21 protein-coding genes and 1 pseudogene are annotated in these 18,463 nt (G+C 63.5%); 13 read left to right on the top strand and 9 right to left on the bottom strand.

Annotation, left to right across the window (positions count from 1 at the left end; translation table 11 throughout):
• Positions 1 to 75: 75 nt before the first annotated feature.
• Both POF53_RS05260 and POF53_RS05255 read left to right on the top strand, forming a co-directional pair.
• The gene (locus POF53_RS05260) at positions 76 to 891 is read left to right on the top strand and encodes an AraC family transcriptional regulator (RefSeq protein ID WP_254463735.1); all 816 of its coding nucleotides are present in this window, start codon (positions 76 to 78) and stop codon (positions 889 to 891) included.
• 63 nt (positions 892 to 954) lie between these two features.
• Positions 955 to 1,575, top strand: a complete 621-nt coding sequence (locus POF53_RS05255) for a LysE family translocator (protein WP_498966658.1) — start codon at positions 955 to 957, stop codon at positions 1,573 to 1,575.
• Here POF53_RS05255 and POF53_RS05250 read toward each other — a convergent pair.
• The gene (locus POF53_RS05250) at positions 1,553 to 2,248 is read right to left on the bottom strand and encodes a metallophosphoesterase (RefSeq protein ID WP_254463739.1); all 696 of its coding nucleotides are present in this window, start codon (positions 2,246 to 2,248) and stop codon (positions 1,553 to 1,555) included. The two genes, POF53_RS05255 and POF53_RS05250, sit on opposite strands and share 23 nt — an antisense overlap.
• A gap of 74 nt (positions 2,249 to 2,322) precedes the next feature.
• Here POF53_RS05250 and POF53_RS05245 point away from each other — a divergent pair, with 74 nt between their 5' ends.
• On the top strand, positions 2,323 to 2,829 hold the full coding sequence (locus tag POF53_RS05245; RefSeq protein ID WP_498966656.1) for a DUF3016 domain-containing protein: 507 nt from the start codon (positions 2,323 to 2,325) through the stop codon (positions 2,827 to 2,829).
• A 3-nt stretch (positions 2,830 to 2,832) separates the two neighbouring features.
• Here the strand turns inward: POF53_RS05245 and POF53_RS05240 are convergent, their stop codons facing one another.
• Positions 2,833 to 3,357 carry a DUF2867 domain-containing protein gene (locus POF53_RS05240; protein ID WP_232857647.1) on the bottom strand — a complete coding sequence of 175 codons (525 nt, stop codon included), beginning with the start codon at positions 3,355 to 3,357 and terminating at the stop codon, positions 2,833 to 2,835.
• Between the two features lie 141 nt (positions 3,358 to 3,498).
• Between POF53_RS05240 and POF53_RS05235 the strand changes: the two genes are divergently transcribed.
• Positions 3,499 to 3,741, top strand: coding sequence for a hypothetical protein (locus POF53_RS05235; RefSeq protein WP_232857649.1), 243 nt, complete (start codon positions 3,499 to 3,501; stop codon positions 3,739 to 3,741).
• A gap of 125 nt (positions 3,742 to 3,866) precedes the next feature.
• Here POF53_RS05235 and POF53_RS05230 read toward each other — a convergent pair.
• Positions 3,867 to 4,349, bottom strand: a pseudogene (locus POF53_RS05230) (methylated-DNA--[protein]-cysteine S-methyltransferase); the annotation flags it as partial.
• Positions 4,350 to 4,499: 150 nt separating this feature from the next.
• Between POF53_RS05230 and POF53_RS05225 the strand changes: the two are divergent.
• On the top strand, positions 4,500 to 5,009 hold the full coding sequence (locus tag POF53_RS05225) for a GNAT family N-acetyltransferase (protein WP_498966653.1): 510 nt from the start codon (positions 4,500 to 4,502) through the stop codon (positions 5,007 to 5,009).
• Here the strand turns inward: POF53_RS05225 and fos are convergent.
• The 3 genes from fos to POF53_RS05210 all read right to left on the bottom strand — a co-directional run bounded on the left by fos (position 5,000) and on the right by POF53_RS05210 (position 6,513).
• Positions 5,000 to 5,410 (bottom strand): fosfomycin resistance glutathione transferase, encoded by a 411-nt coding sequence (gene fos, locus POF53_RS05220; protein WP_234561149.1) that lies wholly within the window; start codon positions 5,408 to 5,410, stop codon positions 5,000 to 5,002. The two genes, POF53_RS05225 and fos, sit on opposite strands and share 10 nt — an antisense overlap.
• 78 nt (positions 5,411 to 5,488) lie before the next feature.
• Positions 5,489 to 5,836 (bottom strand): hypothetical protein, encoded by a 348-nt coding sequence (locus POF53_RS05215; protein WP_498966651.1) that lies wholly within the window; start codon positions 5,834 to 5,836, stop codon positions 5,489 to 5,491.
• 137 nt (positions 5,837 to 5,973) lie between these two features.
• Positions 5,974 to 6,513 (bottom strand): GNAT family N-acetyltransferase, encoded by a 540-nt coding sequence (locus POF53_RS05210; RefSeq protein ID WP_234561147.1) that lies wholly within the window; start codon positions 6,511 to 6,513, stop codon positions 5,974 to 5,976.
• Positions 6,514 to 6,667: 154 nt separating this feature from the next.
• Between POF53_RS05210 and POF53_RS05205 the strand changes: the two genes are divergently transcribed.
• Positions 6,668 to 7,114: a hypothetical protein gene (locus tag POF53_RS05205; RefSeq protein WP_498966648.1), complete on the top strand. Its 447-nt coding sequence runs from the start codon at positions 6,668 to 6,670 to the stop codon at positions 7,112 to 7,114.
• A 77-nt stretch (positions 7,115 to 7,191) separates the two neighbouring features.
• Here the strand turns inward: POF53_RS05205 and POF53_RS05200 are convergent, their stop codons facing one another.
• Entirely contained in the window at positions 7,192 to 7,572 is a 381-nt protein-coding gene (locus POF53_RS05200; protein ID WP_110738881.1) for a hypothetical protein, read from the bottom strand.
• 1,201 nt (positions 7,573 to 8,773) lie between these two features.
• Between POF53_RS05200 and POF53_RS05195 the strand changes: the two genes are divergently transcribed.
• From POF53_RS05195 to POF53_RS05175, 5 genes are all read left to right on the top strand, one after another.
• Positions 8,774 to 9,292, top strand: a complete 519-nt coding sequence (locus POF53_RS05195) for a GNAT family N-acetyltransferase (protein WP_475858638.1) — start codon at positions 8,774 to 8,776, stop codon at positions 9,290 to 9,292.
• Between the two features lie 213 nt (positions 9,293 to 9,505).
• Positions 9,506 to 10,171, top strand: coding sequence for an SOS response-associated peptidase family protein (locus tag POF53_RS05190; RefSeq protein ID WP_498966645.1), 666 nt, complete (start codon positions 9,506 to 9,508; stop codon positions 10,169 to 10,171).
• 621 nt (positions 10,172 to 10,792) lie between these two features.
• Positions 10,793 to 11,116, top strand: a complete 324-nt coding sequence (locus POF53_RS05185; protein WP_203646622.1) for a DUF2388 domain-containing protein — start codon at positions 10,793 to 10,795, stop codon at positions 11,114 to 11,116.
• Positions 11,117 to 12,029: 913 nt separating this feature from the next.
• On the top strand, positions 12,030 to 13,616 hold the full coding sequence (locus POF53_RS05180) for an ABC-F family ATPase (protein WP_232857669.1): 1,587 nt from the start codon (positions 12,030 to 12,032) through the stop codon (positions 13,614 to 13,616).
• 357 nt (positions 13,617 to 13,973) lie between these two features.
• Positions 13,974 to 15,140: an MFS transporter gene (locus POF53_RS05175; RefSeq protein WP_203646628.1), complete on the top strand. Its 1,167-nt coding sequence runs from the start codon at positions 13,974 to 13,976 to the stop codon at positions 15,138 to 15,140.
• Here the strand turns inward: POF53_RS05175 and POF53_RS05170 are convergent.
• Entirely contained in the window at positions 15,099 to 16,148 is a 1,050-nt protein-coding gene (locus POF53_RS05170; RefSeq protein WP_498966642.1) for an alpha/beta hydrolase family protein, read from the bottom strand. The genes POF53_RS05175 and POF53_RS05170 overlap by 42 nt on opposite strands.
• A gap of 148 nt (positions 16,149 to 16,296) precedes the next feature.
• Positions 16,297 to 16,908: an FMN-dependent NADH-azoreductase gene (locus POF53_RS05165; RefSeq protein WP_062363121.1), complete on the bottom strand. Its 612-nt coding sequence runs from the start codon at positions 16,906 to 16,908 to the stop codon at positions 16,297 to 16,299.
• Positions 16,909 to 17,041: 133 nt separating this feature from the next.
• Between POF53_RS05165 and POF53_RS05160 the strand changes: the two genes are divergently transcribed.
• Together POF53_RS05160 and POF53_RS05155 are read left to right on the top strand one after the other, a co-directional pair.
• Positions 17,042 to 17,944 carry a LysR substrate-binding domain-containing protein gene (locus POF53_RS05160; protein WP_232857674.1) on the top strand — a complete coding sequence of 301 codons (903 nt, stop codon included), beginning with the start codon at positions 17,042 to 17,044 and terminating at the stop codon, positions 17,942 to 17,944.
• A complete protein-coding gene (locus tag POF53_RS05155) occupies positions 17,937 to 18,314 on the top strand; it encodes an MmcQ/YjbR family DNA-binding protein (protein ID WP_203646633.1) in 378 nt (125 codons plus the stop codon). The genes POF53_RS05160 and POF53_RS05155 overlap by 8 nt, the downstream gene beginning before the upstream one ends.
• Positions 18,315 to 18,463: the final 149 nt, after the last annotated feature.

The raw sequence follows: 18,463 nt of genomic DNA, 5'->3' as shown, positions 1-18,463 counted from the left end.
GCGGCGCGGCAAATGGCCGGAACAGTAGGTAGACGCTAGACTGGCGCCCTGCGTCCATTTCCAGGCTCCCTCGACATGCCCCTTCCGAGCAGCGAAATCTGGCACGATCCGGCCTTGCCCTATGTCGAGAGCCGACGCGCCTGCCACAGCCGCGCCTGCTACAAGGCCCACAGCCACCCAAGCTTTTCCATCGGCGCGGTGGATGCCGGCCAGAGCCGCTTCACCGGGGCTGGCGACGGACAGGTGCGCCTGACGCCTGGCACCCTGGTGTTCGTGCCGGCCCAGCGGGTGCACGCCTGCAATCCCGAACCTGGGCAGGCCTGGAGCTACCAGATGCTGCACCTGGACGCCGACTGGCTGCGCTGCCTGTGCCTGGAGTCGGGGATCGCCGCCGACCAGCCCGGCGCAGCGGCCCGGATCAGCCGCTCGGCAGCGCTGTACCGGCAGTTCTGCGCGCTGAACACCCTGCTGTTTTCCAGGGCGACGGCGTTCGAGAAAGAGGCGGCACTGGTGGCTTTTCTTGGCGACAACGACTTCTCCATCCATCCGGACCTGCCACCTGCGCCACCCATGCCGCCTTCGACACTGCGCGACCTGCTGGCCCATGCTGAGGAGCAGGCGTTGGCCGAACTAAGCCTTGATGGCCTGGCACGGCTGGCGGGCATGGGGCGCTATCAATTGATCCGCGCCTTCAACATCGCCACCGGCATGACACCCCATGCCTACCTGCTCAACGCCCGGATAAACAAGGCCCGGCAACTGTTGCGCCAAGGCCGGCCGCTGGCTGAAGTCGCGTATCGCCTGGGCTTTGCCGACCAGAGTCACTTCCAGCGAGTGTTCAAGGCGCATGCGGGGGTAACGCCGGGGGCATACCGCGCAGCCTTGCAATAATCTTCAATACCCGCCCTATTGCCCGGTCACAGACTACGGTTTCCTCGTTCTGGAAGCCCGCCCATGCAACTGTTCCTGCTCATCGCCACCGCCCACTTCCTCGCCCTGCTCTCCCCGGGTCCGGACTTCTTCCTGGTGGCCCGGACCTCGGCCAGCGCCGGTTGGCGGGTGGCCAGTGGCGCCTGCGCAGGCATCGCCCTGGCCAATGGCGTGTTCATCGGCGCGGCGTTCGCCGGGGTGTCGTTTCTGCGCGACGGCAGCCCGCTGTTCGTCGCCTTGCAACTGGCCGGCTGCGGCTACCTGCTGTACATCGGGCAACTGTTCCTGCGCCATGCTGGAAAGAGCGGCCTGACGGGGGCTTGCGCCACCGCTTCATCGCGCGCCAGAGGCTGGCTGAACAGCCTGGGCATGGGCTTCGCCTCGGGCATTCTCAACCCGAAGAACGCGCTGTTCTACGCCAGCCTGGCGAGCATGATCGCCAGCAGCAGCACCTTGGCCAAGCTGGCCTACGGCACTTGGATGTTCGCCATCGTCCTGGCCTGGGACCTGCTGGTGGCCGTGGCCATCGGCAATCAGCGGGTGCTGCGCCGCTTCGCCCGCGCCCTGCCCTGGCTGGAACGCGCCTCGGGGGTGATGCTGATCCTGCTCGCCAGCGGCGTGCTCATGCACCTGGCCCTGGGCTGAGCAACGTCAGCCCCCGCAGTTCGAGCAGGCTGAAATGGCCACGGCTCCAGCCGCCGGTGTCCAGGTGCCAGACATTGCCCAGCACCTTCACCTCCAGCACCGGCGTATGCCCGACCAGCAAGGCCCGCAGGCCCTTCACCGGCCGGCTGTCGCCCTCCTTCAGGCGCCGTCGCGACCACTGGCACACCTCGCGCACCTCGGGGTCATCCCCGGCCTGCAGGTTCACGCACAAACGCTCCCAGTCGTCGAACGGGCTGTCGGCGTGCAGCAGCCCAACCGGACCGTCGGGTGTGTCGACCTGCAACGCGATCGGCAACCGCTCGAACACCTCGACGAATCGCGCTTGCTCAGTTTTCGGCAGGTCGAGGAACCAGCCGCCGCCGGCCGCCCGGTACATGTCCAGGTCGACCCGACCACCGCGCAGGTGATTGACCGCCAGCGACTCGTGGTTGCCCTGCACCGCGTGGAACCAGGGCTTGGCCAGCCATTCCAGCGCCTGCGGGCTGGCCGGCCCGCGGTCGACCAGATCGCCGACGCTGAACAGGCGGTCGACCGCTGGATCGAATTCGACAGCTTCGAGGCATACTTGCAAGCGCTCGAAGTGCCCGTGAATATCGCCCACGGCCAGGTCACGCCCGCGGGTATTGGCGGTTATCCGCCGAAAAGCGCTCATTGCATCAGTCCTCTGCTTATGCCCCGTACCGGCGTAAAATAGGCCGGCAAGCCGCCCCACCCCGGAGGTGCATCATGCGTACCACCCTGGCCAGCGCCCTGTTGCTGGTGCTGGCATTCGACAGCATGGCACAGGGCACCCCGACCGCGCAGGTCGAGGTGCGTTTCGACCACCCGGAAAAATTCCGCGATGCCAGCCTCGACAACCGCGGCCACCCCCAGGGCGCCGACCCGCAGGTGATGAAGGCCATCACCCAGCACCTGCAGAAGCTCGGCCAGCGCTACCTGCAGCCTGGCCAGCAACTGGTCATCGACATCCGCGACATCGACCTGGCCGGGCGTTTCGAGCCGTGGCACAGCCAGGCCTACGATGTGCGCTTCATGCGTGAGGTCACCTGGCCCAGCATCGACCTCGACTACACCCTCCAGCAGCCCGGGCAACCCGCGCTCAAAGCCCAGGAACACCTGAGCGACAAGATGTACCTCAGCCGCCCGGGACGTCTGGGCAGCAACGACCGGCTGTATGCGGAAAAGGCCATGCTTGGTGATTGGTTCCGTCAACGCTTCGCGCCGCCGTCCTGATCGTCACAACGCCAGCCGGCGCAGGGCGATGGGCGCGATCAGCCGATGGAACGGCGCCACCGGCAGCATATACAGGCGACCCAGCCAGTTGTGCGTGCGCACCACGGTGCTGACCAGTACCTCGCACCGTCCTGGGGCCGTGGGGCGGCGCATCAGGGCAATATGCACGTCCAGGTGATGATCGCAGTCGACCAGCAGCACCTCATTCACGCTGTTGCTGAGCAACGTGAAGATGCCCACCCGCTCTCCGGTTTGGTAGCTGTCCGGGGTGCGGGCCGGGTCGATGGCAGTCAACCGCCCCAGGTTCTTCAGCCCGAACAGCCCGACCAGGCGGTTGCGCAACACCATCATGTCGTCGATCCAGCCAGGCATGCTCGCCATCAGGCGCAGGAAGTGCGCCATGGCGGGCTGCCCATCGTCCGCCAGGTCGATTGCCCGGCAATGACGAAAGCCCGCCTGCGCGGCATGGGGGGCGATCAGCGAGTCGGCGGGGATAGCTGCGGCATGGGTCATTGTGGTCTCGTCCATGAAATCGACACATCGGCGCTGGGAGTCTGCGCCCGTCGATTGTATCCTCGTCAATCGACGACATGCCAAGGACGGATGCACCATGAGGACCTGCACACTGCGATCGGCGCCACAGACGGGCACTGCCGGGTTATCGGCCATATGAAATACGTGCTGGTGATCCTGGCCAGCTATGCCAGCGTCTGGTACCTGGTGGGCACCCTGATTCGCGGGCGCCTGGCCGATATCGCCGAAGGCCTTCGCCATCGCCCGGACGCCCCACCTCCAGGCCAGTACCTGCGAGAGGTCGAAGCCCACGCCCGCCGCGCCCACCGCCACTACAGCCTGATTGCCGGCAGCATGTTGGCCCTCGTGTTGGCGCTGCTCTGCCTCTGGCTCGGCTGAAAGCTAGTGTCCTGTCTCGGAAATAAGCTGTTCACTTTTGGCGGCGTCTTGGGCGCCCGGCCGGCGTTGCCACTCGCCAAAAGAGAACGTATTTCCGAGACAGTACACTAGAACTCCAGCGCCAGGCTCTGCCGCCCTTCCAGTGCCAACAGGAACTGCTTGGCCGGCAGGCCGCCGGCAAAACCAGTGAGGCTGCCCGAGGCTCCAATCACCCGGTGGCATGGCGCGATGATCGAGATCGGATTGCGTCCGTTGGCCGCGCCCACCGCACGGACCGCGTCGGGCTTGCCGATCTGTCGGGCAATCTCTCCATAGCTGCGGGTCTGGCCGAAGGGAATGGTCAACAGCGCCGCCCAGACCTCACGCTGGAACTCGGTGCCGGCGAAATCCAGTTGCAGCTCGAAGCGCTGGCGTTGCCCGGCAAAGTACTCGCCCAGCTGGCGGGCAGTCTCGCGCAGCACGCCGTGCTGGTCATCACGGTGCAGGTCGCCCAGGCGCACCCGGTTTTCCCGCTCGTGCTCCCACAGCACGGCGGCCAGCCGCTCGCCCCGCGCCACCAGGGTCAGGGTGCCGACAGGCGATTGCATGAGGGTGAAGGCACAGGACATGACAGGCTCCGGCAAGACGACGATCACTGCACTGTACCCATCGCGGCGTGCCGGCGCATCCGCTTTCTTGCCAGGTCATCGCCACTGGCCAGCCTGGACCTGCGCCCCGTACACTGGGGCGCCACTCGTTTTTCAAAGGATGGAAACACAGTGACCGACGCATTGCCCGACATCGTCATCGAACGGTTTGCCGAGCGGCACTTGCAGGGCATCGCCGCGCTCTACAATGAGCCGGCCGTGTGCCGCCAGGTGCTGCAGATGCCCTACCAGTCCGTCGAGGTCTGGCGCGAACGCCTGGCCGCCTACCACGAACGCCAGGTCCGCCTGGTGGCGGTGCACAAGGGCCAGGTGATCGGCAATATCGGCCTCGACCAGAGCACACGCATCCGCCAGGCGCACCTGGGCGAGCTGCTCATGGGCGTTGCCCAGGCCTGGCAAGGCAAGGGCGTCGGCTCGCGGCTGATGACGGCCATCCTCGACATTGCCGACAACTGGATGAACCTGCGCCGGGTCCAACTCACCGTCTACGCCGACAATGAACCGGCGCTGGCGCTGTATCGCAAGTTCGGCTTCGAGACCGAAGGCCGGCTGCGCGATTACGGCGTGCGTGACGGGGTGTACGTCGATGCGCTGTGCATGGCGCGGATGCGTCAGTCGTAGAACGCCATGCCCGCGTAGGGTTTGACCCGACAGGCCGCCAGCCGCGACTGCAGATCGCCGACATGGGCTTCGAGCTGGTGGCCGTCCGGGTCGAGGAAGTACAGTGAGTCGCCCTCGCTGCTGTCCTGTTTCCACAGGCTCACAGCATGCTCATGCAAACGCTGGGCAAATGCCGCGAAATCGGTCTGGCGGATGGAAAATGCGTAGTGGGTGTAGTTGCGCTGCAAGTCGCCCGCCTCGATCTGGTCGACCGACAGGCACAACCAAAGGTCGCCCAGACTCAGGTAGGCACCACGGTCCCAACGTGCATCGAGCTTGAAGCCCAAGATCTGCTGATAGAACACGATGCTGTCCGGCAGGTTCGAAACAGCCAGGGTGAGATGGTTGAGTCCGTTCAACATGAGGGGCACCTGAGGTGAAGTGGGGCGGGATCGCTTCACGAGGCGCGATGGAAACTGGCGCGCCCCGCTAAGCTGCGATCATACCCGCGAACACATCAGCGCGGCATCGAGCAGGCGCCCCTTGTCATACCAGGCATCCCGCTGATACGCCGAGAACTGCTGCCGCCCGGCGGAGCCTTGAACCTTGACCAGCCCCTCGGCCTTGTTTGGATCGGTGCTGGCGACAAACAACTCCAGGGCGTGCTGGTTCTGCACGACATAGGTCGTGACCGTATCGGGAAGCTCGGCCTTGACGCAGTTCAGGTACTCCGGCGGGCTTTTCGCGGTCATGCCGAAGGTGTTGTCGCGGCCCGCACGGATATCGGGATCGTGTGCGCAGCCCACCAGCAACAGGCTGGCGGCCACTGCCATCATCAAACGGCTCATACAGACTCCAACCACCCCAGCAGGAAGCCCCGGACAGGGTCAGACACCTACCACCCTTTTTAATAGTCTGCTTACGATCTACAAGACTAGCTCCGGGTGATGGGCGCGGTAGGCCGGTTCGCTATATCGCATCGCTTTCAGGCCGGCCTGTCGATTCGGTAGAGCACGTGCGGCCGCAATGCATTGCCTTCAGGCACCGTCGGGTCGGGGAAGTCCTCCGCCGGATCCGAACGCATACCCAACCGCTCCATCAAAGCCCGCGACGGGGTGTTGATGCTGGAGGTGTAGCCGATGACCTGCCTTAGCCCAAGTGTTGACCACGCGTGCTCCAGACACGCGCTGGCCGCCTCGAAGGCGTACCCCTGCCGCCAGTGGCTGCGCCCGAGAATCCAGCCGATTTCGACCTGCGGGCCGCCCGGTATCTCATCCCCGGTCAGGGAAAGTCCAAGCCCGCCGACCAGCGCGCCATCGACCTTGCGTTCGACGGCGACGAAACCGAAACCATGGACCTGCAGATGGTGATCGCAGTCCGCGAGCATCGACCGGGTTTCATCGGGAGACAGTATCGCGGGATAGTAGTAGCGCCTGACTTCGGGGTCGGCATTGACGAGGGCAAAGGTTTCGATGTCCCGCTCGGCCCAGGGACGCAGGACAAGACGCGGTGTTTCGATGAACATGGAGCGAGCCCTCACCGGCTTGATGTCTGCAAGACCTTGAAATCTAGCACAATTGCCACCCTGGTAAAGGTACCCAACCGATGCGTCCAAGTGCTGGGCGTTGCGAGGCGAGATCGCTAGAATGCGCGCTGCATTTTGAAAGGGATTTCACGCGATGATTTCGACAGGTACCGCGCCAGCCCGGCGCGTCGGCCACTGGATTGCATTAGTCGCAGTGCTGTGGGCAATGACCAGCGCTACCCTCCTCACTCGGTTCGATGAATACTTCTGGGGCAATTTCGCTCTCTTGCTGGCACCTCACGCCATCGTACTGGGCGTCTTGCTGATTTTTAGAGGGCCATGGGCGGTATTGGCGGGCGCGGAGATAGCGATGGCACTATTCCTGAGCCTCTTCGGACTCTGGTTCTCCACGGGAGGACGTGCCGAGGCAATGGCTTGGCTGTGGTATTTCTTCAGTTTTCCCGGCGCCTTGGCCGGCGGTTTCCTGGCCATGCTTCGAACCAGGGATGCCACGCCCCTGATCGCCGTGTCCCTGACTGCCAGTTGGGTCTTCGCAGGGATGCTGGTCGATCTGGCCAGCGTCTTCCTGTGGGTTTGGTAATACCTGGCAGGCCGAGGACACACTTATGGACTCCGGCCGTGAACCGACCGGAATCCATGCAGGTCAATCAACCCTGATCAAGGTTTTCCGAACACATAGAAACTCAGGTTCGCCGAACTCTTGCCGGCGGCGAACAAACCACGCAGATTGCTCATCGAAACGCTGCGAATGTTGAAGGTCTCCTGGGTGGAGTAGTTCGCATCGATACTGACGTACTGCAGGTTCTTGTCGCTGCCGCCAGAGTAGTCCAGGCGCACCATGAACGTGCCCGCACCGGCGGTGGTCCTGAGGATGAAGGATTTGTACTGCTGGATCTGCGCTTCGACGAAGTTCGCGCCGGCCCGCTCTCCTTCCTTGCCCTTCACATCGCAACGACCGCTGCTCAGGTAGGTATACCCTGGAGGTACCTGAACATCGGCGGCCAGTTCTTCATCAAAAGCCTTTTGTTGCTGTGCCATGACTCATGCTCCTTATGAGTGGGACTTGCTTACCGCACGGGTGAGTGTACTAGCGTCCAGTGGGTCGGCTTGTCCAGCAGACAAGCGGAACACTCAAACGAATACTTATTCGAATCAACAAACGCCCAGATAGATATAGGGCCTGCCGTGAATGTTCAAAGGCCGGTATAAACCCCATGCCAAACAAGAAGGTTGCAGGAAGCAAAGCTACAGGCATCACCAGCGTGGGAGCGGGCTTGCCCCGCGATGCAGTGCATGGCACCACGAAGGTCACTCAGGGTCGTTTGTTGATCCGGACTGTCACGGCGCCGAAGAACATGAGCATCGAACCGACATACAGAAACACAAGATCAACGCCGGGGAGCGCGGCCGTTCCTGCAAGCCAGGCGACCAACAGGCCCGCACCGACAATGCAGCGTTGCCGAGAGGTGAATCGCTCACTCGTGGCTTTTACACGGTCCATCCACGCCATCCACAGACTCCCGATCAGGTAAGCGGCGCAGCATATCACCCTGGCCACCCGCTACCACCTCGAGGTGAGCGCTAATCAATCATCCCTGAACCGAACGACCGCCGTGCGCCTGGCCCCGATTCAGGGGGCTGATCCCCAGGATTGGGATCAGGCACTGGCTTGCAGGAACATGAAGATCGCCACCACATCCACAGCCAGCACGGCAGCCACGACGAAGCTCATGAAATAGAAGTCATCCTGGAACATGTCAACTCTCCCCGCATGATCGGTTTCCTGGGATCAAGCAACTCCCATTCCAGCCTGCCTGCGCCAGAATCACGTCCATTGGTCAGGCAAGACGGGCATTTCGGGCAAACAGGCGCTTACTGATGGTCGTGCCCTCCGGCTCTACGCAAGGATGCCAATCGAGGTGTACCCCGATGAGACGCATCCAGAAGATCATCCAGCAGCGCCGCCGGCAGTTGCATGTGCACCTGCCACCCAGCGAATTGATGGGAGTGAATTGTGACGATGGACCCAGCGGGGCGAAACCGATGCCGCAGCGAGAGGTCAACCTGGCAGGAATGAGAAGAGCTACGTTTGAAGGTTCGGCCGGCGACTGAACAGCTGCTGCTCGACCTGATAGAGTGAGCCGGGAGCCAGATCCGGAGAAGCCCCGTACACCCAGATGGCCATGGACTCACGCCCGACCAGGCGCCGAACCCTACAAGCGATGCCAGGAGGCAGGCAATGCAGCCAATCACTTTGCGCAAAGCGCTTCCTCAGGATGCCCTTTGCCTTGCCGCACTGGGTATTCAGGTGTTTCTCGACACCTATGCCACTGAAGGCATACGCGATGCCATCGCCCAGGAAGCCTTGGAGTCTTTTTCGCCAGAGAACCTTTCGAAGGTGATTGCCAGACCAGGGACCCTCATCACGCTCGCAGAGGTTGACGACCACTTGGTCGGCTTTGCCCAGGTCGCACTGAACACCAACCACGAACGGATCGCCAGCCCTCGGGCAGGCGAACTTCAACGCCTTTACCTGCAAGAACGATTTACCGGGCAAGGCATTGGTTACCGCTTGCTGGAGGCAGCCGAGCAACAGGCCAGGCTCGATGGCGCATCGCTCCTTTGGGCTACTGTCTGGGCGGGGAACGATCGAGCGTTGGCATTCTATCCTCGACAAGGCTATGAACACTTTGGCTCGCAACCGTATACGTTCCAGAACGAGACGCATGAAAACCAGCTGTTCGGCAAGTTTTTGTGAGTGCTGGGACAGCCCACAAAACCCGCCGCGATGGGATTGCTCGAAGACAATGGCATCATTTGCCGGGACGGCGAGAACGCTCGACCACGGGCAATGATCCAGCAGCAAATTGCCTCGCTGATCAGCAGGTTTCTGGAGCAGTCATTCAACAACTGACGATCGCTGACACTGCTCGACGACCTATCCTTTGAGTTCAAGCAGGAGGGATGGGAAATGTGCGGCAGGCTGAGCCAGTACCGCGGAATCCATGACTTCGTAGAGACCCTGAGCATGCCACAGGCCTGGCGCAACAACGTCGGTGAGCAGCCGCTCGGTCACTACAACGTTGCACCGACCACGCAGGTCGCTGTGCTTCGGGTAGACGACGCCGGCCCGCGTGCGGACCTGGTGAGATGGGGGTGGCGCCCGCACTGGGCGACCGACCGCGCCGCGCCGATCAATGCCCGCGTCGAGAAGGTGGCTCACGGCGTGTTCTTTCGGGCGATATGGCCACATCGGGCGATCACGCCGGTGGACGGCTGGTATGAATGGGTGGACGAAGGCAGGCCGAAAAAGCAGCCCTACTACATCCACCGTTGTGACGGTCGCCCTGCCCTGTGCGCAGCCATCGGCCAATTCGCCGGCAACGATCACGACGGGTTCGTGATCATCACCGCCGATGCCCAGGGCGGCCTGGTAGACGTGCACGACCGGCGTCCGGTGGTGCTGTCATCTGATCTGGCTGTCGAATGGGTGGCGGCGTCTTTACCCAGCGAGCACGCCGAGCAGTTACTGCTCAACCTGAGTGAACCGGCAGAAGCTTTTGTCTGGCACCGGGTGGGAACTGCAGTGGGTAACATCCGCAACCAAGGACTTGAATTGATCAAGCCGATTCCGTGACGGATGAGCGGCGGCGGCCCAGGGCTCAACGCTCAGCACCCCATGCGAGGTCCACGGGGATGAGGAAGAACGATGCGCAGAGCCTTCATGAGGGACACCTTCAGTCAGCTTCAGAGGCCGGCTTGTCCATTACTCCAATGGCTGCTTGTGATGGCTATAGCGCTCGGCATTGGATGCCCTCGATGGGTCCGGCGGCCCTTGCCTATGCCCGCGACGAAAGGGGTGATTGTCGATGTGGCCATCACGATCCTCTGGAAGCGCTCTTTCGCTCTCGACGTCTTGACCACCTGGCGAACCATCGCTTTTCGCAGGCTTGCTACCCAACCGATTGTTATCTATCCCATACCTGTCTCTGGTCATACTCACCTCTCAATGCTCAGAAGCTCTGAGCGAATTCGAGTGTGCGCCTTGGGCGCCCAGAGAAGTTTTATATCGGACCACCGGGCACGACAGAGCGATCCCTCAGACTAGAGCATCGCCATGGCCCATGCCTGGGCCTTCCTCATAAACTCATCCTTTTGCATAATATCTCCGGTCTTGAAGGGACACGGCGCTAGTTTTTTTATCGGCACTGGATCAGCTATTCAGACATCGTCACCAGGCGGCAGGAAGCAATTAGGAATGGATCCCCTGAAAACACTAGGTATGTTGCTGGCGTTGGCCAGCGCTCCATCCGTGGCACACGAAAACAATGATCCCATCGAAAGAGCGATGTTCATCACGACGATTGTTCCCACGCTTATTGTCGGCGGCACCACTGCACTAACGGTCTATGGCCCTTCGAACATGAAGTCGGCAAAGGCCGACGCGCTGGCGTTCATCGGCTCAGATGGCGAGATCCGCGGCGCTCAATTTGAGCAAGCGGTTCGTTACTACCACGCGGCGTATCGCCAGCCGTATATGTCTGACAAGCAGTTGGCGTTGGCAATCGCAACGTCGCTCTGAGGCCTCTTCTCCTCTCGTCATCTACCGGGTGTCCTGTCTTGGATACACGTTCTCTTTTGGCGAGTGAAGCATCAGCCCTTGCGATGACCCCGGTGCCGGCCAGATCCTCCCTGGGCGGACGAGTCAGATACGTTAAAAATTGCAGGTGTATTCATATTCGAAGGGAAAGAAAACTGTGTCGACCACCAGGGAAAACGGCGCGTCCATGAGTAAGAACGGGATCAGCTTTCCCTTGGATGTGCCTACCAGCCACCAATCGAACCTGAGTCCGATGTAGGGGCAACGGTGCTTGTCATAGTCCATCCGCATCGCGGTTGCCATGCACCCGCTCAAGCTGGCCATCAGCACCAGTAAAGTCACCTTCCGAACCACGTAACGTCCTTATTATTCCTTGCACCGACCCGCATAGACGCTATTGCGTAGCGTTAGTCACCCCTTTCCCCCGACGCCGTCCGAATTCACGGCCATTCGCGCCCGACGGCAACCAACGGAGCGAATGAGTGTACGCGGGTTTGGTGGGATCAACGCATACCGCTCCGGCGGCGGCATGTGCAGATTGCCCATTTGTGCTCCAACCGAGCAAAGGTGGGCTGTGGATCAACGAACCAAGTGTTACAATCCGCCTTTCAAATCAGCGCCCAAGGCGTTGGACATCCGTGAACGCCGGCAGTACGACACCCGCCACACCTACGCAACCATGTGCCTGAGAGCTGGGATGAACCGAAGCGTTCATCGCGAACCTGCTCGGCCATAGCGTCGAGATGTTGCTCTCTACCTACGCGAAATGGATCAGCTCCTCCTCGGACTGGAGGGAGCTGGAGAAGCTGCCGCCCCGAGTCGAATTGGCCAAGAACTGGCCCAAAACTGACGAGAGGGCCTAAATACACCTCTGGAACCCCCGCAGGACAAGCACTTGATTTCTACCGCCAACATCACCATGCAGTTCGGCTCCAAGCCCCTGTTCGAAAACGTCTCGGTCAAATTCAACAACGGCAACCGCTACGGCCTGATCGGCGCCAACGGTTGCGGCAAGTCGACCTTCATGAAGATCCTCGGCGGCGACCTGGAGCCGTCCGGTGGCCAGGTGATGCTCGAGCCCAACACCCGCCTGGGCAAGCTGCGCCAGGATCAGTTCGCCTACGAAGAGTTCGCCGTGATCGACACGGTGATCATGGGCCACGAGCAGCTGTGGAAGGTCAAGGCCGAGCGCGACCGCATCTATTCGCTGCCTGAGATGAGCGAGGAAGACGGCATGGCCGTCGCCGAGCTGGAAACCGAATTCGCCGAGATGGACGGCTACACCGCCGAGTCCCGCGCCGGCGAGTTGCTGCTGGGCCTGGGTATCCCGCTGGAACAGCACTTCGGACCGATGAGCGAAGTAGCCCCGGGCTGGAAGCTGCGCGTGCTGCTGGCCCAGGCGCTGTTCTCCGATCCGGACGTGCTGCTGCTCGACGAACCGACCAACCACCTGGACATCAACACCATCCGCTGGCTGGAAACGATCCTTACGGCGCGTAACAGCACCATGATCATCATTTCCCACGACCGTCACTTCCTCAACAGCGTCTGCACCCACATGGCTGACCTGGACTACGGTGAGCTGCGCCTGTTCCCGGGCAACTACGACGAGTACATGACCGCCGCGACCCAGTCCCGCGAGCAGCTGCTGTCGGACAACGCCAAGAAGAAAGCCCAGATCGCCGAACTGCAGACCTTCGTCAGCCGCTTCTCGGCCAACGCCTCGAAAGCCAAGCAGGCCACCTCGCGCGCCAAGCAGATCGACAAGATCCAGCTGGCCGAGGTCAAGCCATCGAGCCGGGTCAGCCCGTTCATCCGCTTCGAGCAGACCAAGAAACTGCACCGCCAGGCAGTGATCGTCGACAAGATGGCCAAGGCCTTTGACGACAAGGTGCTGTTCAAGGACTTCAGCTTCACCATCGAAGCCGGCGAGCGCGTGGCCATCATCGGCCCCAACGGTATTGGCAAGACCACCCTGCTGCGCACCCTGGTCGGTGAGATGACCCCGGACAAGGGCGAAGTGAAGTGGACCGACAGCGCCGAAGTGGGCTACTACGCCCAGGACCACGCCCACGACTTCGAAGACGACGTCACCCTGTTCGACTGGATGGGCCAGTGGACCAGCGGCGAGCAGGTGATCCGCGGCACCCTGGGGCGCATGCTGTTCTCCAACGACGAGATCCTCAAGTCGGTGAAGGTGATTTCCGGTGGTGAACAGGGCCGCATGCTGTTCGGCAAGCTGATCCTGCAAAAACCCAACGTGCTGGTGATGGACGAACCGACCAACCACCTGGACATGGAATCGATCGAGGCGCTGAACCTGGCGCTGGAGAACTATCCGGGCACCCTGCTGTTCGTCAGCCACGACCGTGAGTTCGTGTCGTCGCTGGCCACCCGCATCATCGAGCTGACGGCCGATGGCGTGGTGGACTTCAGCGGCACCTACGACGACTACCTGCGCAGCCAGGGCGTGGTGGTCTGAGCCAACGCTGAGTAACCTTCATCGCGGGGCGAGTCCGCTCTCATAACCCGCCCTTTCAAGTGTCGATAATTGGCGCCCGACTTGGATTTGCCAGGGCTGCTTTGCAGCCCTTTCGCGGCACAAGGCCGCTCCTACAGGGCGTGTGGTCTCCTGTAGGAGCGGCCTTGTGCCGCGAAAGGGTCGCAAAGCGACCCCGGCACAAAACCTTGAAAGGGCTGGCTCTCACAACGGTATTTGACATGCTTGTGGGAGCAACTGTCTTGCACTGCCTGCGGCCAATTAGTTAGCCTGCTTTCTTTTCCGTCGCGCAGCGGCCATGATGGGCACAGCCCCACCGCCCGCCCGCGAACGAGCCCCATGACCGCGCCACACGCCTCCAGCGTCACCCTGCAGATCCTCTCGATCGTCTTCTACACCTTCATCGCCTTCCTCTGCATCGGCCTGCCAATCGCGGTGCTGCCTGGGCATGTGCACGACCAGCTGGGCTTCGGCGCGGTGATCGCCGGCCTGACCATCGGCCTGCAGTACCTGGCCACCCTGCTCAGCCGGCCCTTCGCCGGACGGGTGGCGGACACCCTCGGCGGCAAGCGCGCGATCCGCTACGGCCTGTACGGCATCGCCGGCTGTGGCGTGCTGACCCTGCTGTCGGCCTGGACCTTGACCCTGCCCTGGCTGAGCCTGGCACTGCTGCTGGGCGGCCGGCTGTTGCTGGGCATCGCCCAGGGGTTGATCGGCGTCGCGACGCTGAGCTGGGGGATCGGCCAGGTTGGGCCGGAACATACTGCCCAGGTCATTTCCTGGAACGGCATCGCCTCCTATGGCGCCATCGCCATCGGCGCGCCCGCCGGCGTGCTGCTGGTGGGTGGCCTGAGCTTCGCCGTGCTCGGTCCGGCACTGCTGGGCTTGGCGCTGCTGGCCCTGTTGGTGCTGCGCACCCGGCCGGACGTGGTGGTGGTGCGCGGCGAACGGTTGCCGTTCTGGTCGGCGTTCGGCCGCGTCGCGCCCTGCGGCGTGGGACTGACCCTGGCGTCGATCGGCTACGGCACCCTGACCACCTTCGTCACCCTGTACTACCTCGAGCGTGGCTGGGTTGGCGCCGCCTGGTGCCTGAGCGCCTTCGGCCTGTGCTTCATCCTGTCGCGGCTGCTGTTCGTCAATGCGGTCAACCGCTTCGGCGGCTACAACGTGGCCATCGTCTGCATGGCCACCGAGGTGCTCGGGCTGACCTTGCTATGGCTGGCGCCGTCGCCGTTGTGGGCGATGGTCGGTGCCGGGCTGACCGGCTTCGGCCTGTCGCTGGTGTACCCGGCCCTGGGCGTCGAGGCGATCCGCCAGGTGCCCAGCAGCAGCCGTGGCGCCGGGCTGGGCGCCTACGCGGTGTTCTTCGACCTGGCGCTGGCCATCGCCGGCCCGGTAATGGGCGCGGTGGCGGTGCACCTGGGGTATGCCTCGATCTTCTGCGTCGCCGCCCTGCTCGCCCTGTCAGGGGTGGGCCTGACCCTGCTGCTGGCCCGCCGCGGCTGAACGCTCGGCGGGCTCCGGCGCGCCCAGTGCCTGGCTGAAGAAAGCGCTGGTCTCGCTGCGCAGCGAGCGATGGATATGCCGACGGTCGACGCCCTCGGCGTCCTTGCACAGCACCGGCATGCGCTGGTGCTGCTCGTCGTCGCAGGGGGCCATGAACACGAAGTGGCCGGCGCCGGTCAGCAGGCGGTAGTCAGGCGTGACCGGCAGCTTGCGCGCCAGGGCATCGGCATTGTGCTCCAGGGCCAGGAGCTGGTCGTTGTCACCGCTGTAGATCAGCGCCGGCACCTGCACGCCGGCCAGGGCGTGGCGGCCGAACATCAGGCTCAACGGCGCCATCAGCATCACCGCGCCCACCCGGGGATCGGCGCGAGGCGCCAGCTCGCTGTGGTCGGCGATCAGCACGCCATGGGTCTTGCAGGCGTCAGCGTCAGTGGGGCGTTGCTCGCAATAGCGGCGCAGGCGTTCGAGGTCGGGACGTGCGCCGGATAGGATCAGCGCGGTCTCGCCGCCGGCGGAATAGCCGATCACCCCGACCTTGCCATCGTTCAGGTACGGCGCGAGCAGCTTGTCGCTTCGCGCCGCGGTGATCGCGGCGCTGATCTGCAGGGGGCGGCCATAGAGGTTGCTGAGGGTACCCAAACGACTGTGGTCGCGGTTGTTATCGCCGGGATGAACCACCGCCACTACCACGAAACCCTGGCGGGCCAGGCCATTGGCCAGGTCGTGCAAGGCCATCGGGCTGCCGGTATTGCCGTGGGAGATCACCAGCAGCGGGAACTGGCCCATGGCTACCGGCGCCTCTTCGGCGACACGGGTCTGGTAGCCCTCGATGCGCACCGGATGCGCCTCGCCACTGGAGGGGTAGAACACCAACGCCTGCATGGGCCGGGCGTCCACCGGGTCGCTGAAGGTCAGGCGGTGCAAGCCGGCTGCCCACGGCGCCGCGTCGGCGCGGGCCAGCAGGCCGCCCAGCAGCAACAGCGCCATCAGCATGCGGGTTCGCTTCATCGCAGGGCGCTCCTCGTCGCAAGGCACTGCGCGGTGCTCAGGTATGGATGCCAGCATAGAACCCGGCGCGCCGGCGGCACATGAAAACTGGATGAAAAAAGCCGACTGGCGCGCTGGGCGGCAGTCGGCTTTGGGTACGTAATGGCGATCAGGCGGCGGCGAACAGCTCACCTGCGATCTGCGCCTGGGCGGCGTCGATAGCCTTGGCACGGTGTTCCGGGCCGTAGGCCAGGCCATGGGCGCGGACGATTTCCAGGTCGGTGATGCCGATGAAGCCGAGGAACACCTTGAGGAAGTCTTCATGGCCGACGCCGGTAGGCTGGCCCTGATGCAGGCCGCCAGCGGTGGACACCAGGATCACCTTCTTGTCGCCGCACAGGCCTTCAGGGCCGGCCTCGGTGTAGCGGAAGGTCTTGCCGGCCACCGCCACGCGGTCGATCCAGGCCTTGAGCTGGGTCGGCACGGTGAAGTTGTACATCGGCGCGCCGATCACCACGGCGTCGGCGGCGAGGAATTCTTCCAGGGTCTCGGCGCTCAACTTGGCCTCGTGGGCCTGGGCAGCGTCGCGCATCTCTTCCGGGGTGCCGGCGGCTACCAGGGTGGCGGCGGAGAAGTGGCTGATAGCGTCGGCGGCCAGGTCACGGTAAACCACTTCGAGGCTCGGGTCAGCAGCTTTCCAGGCCTCGACCACTTCGCGGCTCAGCTGGCGGGAGGCGGAATTGTCGCCCAGGATGCTCGAATCGATATGCAACAGTTTCATGGGACTCTCCTGTGAATGAAGACCGCGGCGGTGGGCGATCACGATGGGAGCAATCCTATAGGCACATCGAATAGCTGATAAGTCGGTAAAAACGCGTTAGTTTGTTCCACTGATGGAACAATGAGACAGCCAAATGCAAGACCTCAACGACCTCTTCTACTTCGCCCGGGTGGTCGAAGCCGGTGGTTTCGCCGCCGCCGGGCGCCAGCTGGGCATCCCCAAGTCACGCCTGTCGCGGCGCATCGCCGAGCTGGAGGAGCGCCTGGGCACCCGCCTGCTGCAGCGCACCACCCGCCAGCTCAAGCTCACCGCCGTGGGCGAACGCTACCTGAACCATTGCCAGGCCATGCTGCTGGAGGCGGAAATGGCCGACGAGGTGGTGGCCAGCATGTCCAGCGAGCCCCGCGGCCGCCTGCGGGTGTCCTGCCCGGTGGCCCTGGCCCACGCCTTCCTGCCGGATGTGGTCAGCCGCTTTCTTGCCCAGTACCCCCTGGTGCAGCTGGACATGGTGCTGCTCAACCGCCGGGTCGACCTGATCTCCGAGGGCATTGACGTGGCCCTGCGGGTACGCGACCTGGGTGACGAGGACCCGGCGCTGGTCACCCGCCGCCTGCGCCAGGCGCAGATGCAGCTGGTGGCAGCGCCTGGCTTCGCCGACCATATCCGCGAACCCGCCGAGCTGGCCACCCTGCCAGTGCTAGGCGCGGCCGAGGCCGACCGCCTGGTGCACTTCCGTTTGCATGGGCCGCACGGGCGCCAGGAGGACGTTGCCCTGGAGCCGCGGCTGGCCATCGACGATTTCGTCGTGCGCAACGCCGCGGTACGCGCCGGGCTGGGCTTCACCGCCCTGCCGTCGATGTTCTGCGAGGAGGAACTGGCCCGTGGCGAACTGGTGCGCCTGCTGCCAGACTGGTCGCTGCCCGGCGGCTACCTGCAGGCGGTCTACCCGCACCGCCGCGGCCTGCTGCCGGCGGTACGCGCGTGGATCGATCACCTGGCGGTCTCGTTCGAGGCCTGTGGAGAGCGTTATGTCTGAGAAAAGGATGTCCGAGGATCAGGTGGCGGCGCTGTGCCTGGCCCTGCCCGGGGCGCGGGAGGACTACAAATGGGGCGGCATCCGGGTGTTCTCGGTGGCCGGCAACAAGATGTTCGCCGTGCAGGACCTGGGCGGCGCCGGCTTGTCGTTCAAGGTGGCCGACGAGCTGTTCCTCGGCTACTGCGACCGCCCTGGCATTCGTCCGGCGCCTTACCTGGCGCGGGCGAAATGGATCAGCATGCTGCCGCCCTACCCCTTGGGCCGCGACGAGCTGAGCGACCTGCTGCGGCGGTCGCACCAATTGGTGGTGGGGCGGTTGCCCAAGCGTCAGCAGGTTGGGTTGTTGCTTGGGGCGGACGAGGTTCCTTAGGGTGATCGGCGTTGTAGTTGCAGCGCCTGTCAAATCGAGCGCCGCCCGCGCGGCGCATCGCGGCACAAGGCCGCTCCTACATCTGTTCCGGGCCAGTCAAACCTGTGCCATTACCTGGGCCGCCTTGTGGGCACTACTGCCGCCTAACC

The organism is Mitsuaria sp. RG (genome assembly GCF_028369275.1).
Classification (GTDB): Bacteria; Pseudomonadota; Gammaproteobacteria; order Pseudomonadales; family Pseudomonadaceae; genus Aquipseudomonas; species Aquipseudomonas peradeniyensis.
This window is presented reverse-complemented; position numbering and strand designations above follow the sequence as displayed.

Excerpts from the sequence above, each read along its gene's own strand:
- POF53_RS05260 (WP_254463735.1), top strand. The coding sequence starts at position 76 with ATGCCCCTTCCGAGCAGCGAAATCTGGCACGATCCGGCCTTGCCCTAT.
- POF53_RS05255 (WP_498966658.1), top strand. The coding sequence starts at position 955 with ATGCAACTGTTCCTGCTCATCGCCACCGCCCACTTCCTCGCCCTGCTC.
- POF53_RS05250 (WP_254463739.1), bottom strand. The coding sequence starts at position 2,248 with ATGAGCGCTTTTCGGCGGATAACCGCCAATACCCGCGGGCGTGACCTG.
- POF53_RS05245 (WP_498966656.1), top strand. The coding sequence starts at position 2,323 with ATGCGTACCACCCTGGCCAGCGCCCTGTTGCTGGTGCTGGCATTCGAC.
- POF53_RS05240 (WP_232857647.1), bottom strand. The coding sequence starts at position 3,357 with ATGGACGAGACCACAATGACCCATGCCGCAGCTATCCCCGCCGACTCG.
- POF53_RS05235 (WP_232857649.1), top strand. The coding sequence starts at position 3,499 with ATGAAATACGTGCTGGTGATCCTGGCCAGCTATGCCAGCGTCTGGTAC.
- fos (WP_234561149.1), bottom strand. The coding sequence starts at position 5,410 with ATGTTGAACGGACTCAACCATCTCACCCTGGCTGTTTCGAACCTGCCG.
- POF53_RS05215 (WP_498966651.1), bottom strand. The coding sequence starts at position 5,836 with ATGAGCCGTTTGATGATGGCAGTGGCCGCCAGCCTGTTGCTGGTGGGC.
- POF53_RS05210 (WP_234561147.1), bottom strand. The coding sequence starts at position 6,513 with ATGTTCATCGAAACACCGCGTCTTGTCCTGCGTCCCTGGGCCGAGCGG.
- POF53_RS05205 (WP_498966648.1), top strand. The coding sequence starts at position 6,668 with ATGATTTCGACAGGTACCGCGCCAGCCCGGCGCGTCGGCCACTGGATT.
- POF53_RS05200 (WP_110738881.1), bottom strand. The coding sequence starts at position 7,572 with ATGGCACAGCAACAAAAGGCTTTTGATGAAGAACTGGCCGCCGATGTT.
- POF53_RS05195 (WP_475858638.1), top strand. The coding sequence starts at position 8,774 with ATGCAGCCAATCACTTTGCGCAAAGCGCTTCCTCAGGATGCCCTTTGC.
- POF53_RS05190 (WP_498966645.1), top strand. The coding sequence starts at position 9,506 with ATGTGCGGCAGGCTGAGCCAGTACCGCGGAATCCATGACTTCGTAGAG.
- POF53_RS05185 (WP_203646622.1), top strand. The coding sequence starts at position 10,793 with ATGGATCCCCTGAAAACACTAGGTATGTTGCTGGCGTTGGCCAGCGCT.
- POF53_RS05175 (WP_203646628.1), top strand. The coding sequence starts at position 13,974 with ATGACCGCGCCACACGCCTCCAGCGTCACCCTGCAGATCCTCTCGATC.
- POF53_RS05170 (WP_498966642.1), bottom strand. The coding sequence starts at position 16,148 with ATGAAGCGAACCCGCATGCTGATGGCGCTGTTGCTGCTGGGCGGCCTG.
- POF53_RS05165 (WP_062363121.1), bottom strand. The coding sequence starts at position 16,908 with ATGAAACTGTTGCATATCGATTCGAGCATCCTGGGCGACAATTCCGCC.
- POF53_RS05160 (WP_232857674.1), top strand. The coding sequence starts at position 17,042 with ATGCAAGACCTCAACGACCTCTTCTACTTCGCCCGGGTGGTCGAAGCC.
- POF53_RS05155 (WP_203646633.1), top strand. The coding sequence starts at position 17,937 with ATGTCTGAGAAAAGGATGTCCGAGGATCAGGTGGCGGCGCTGTGCCTG.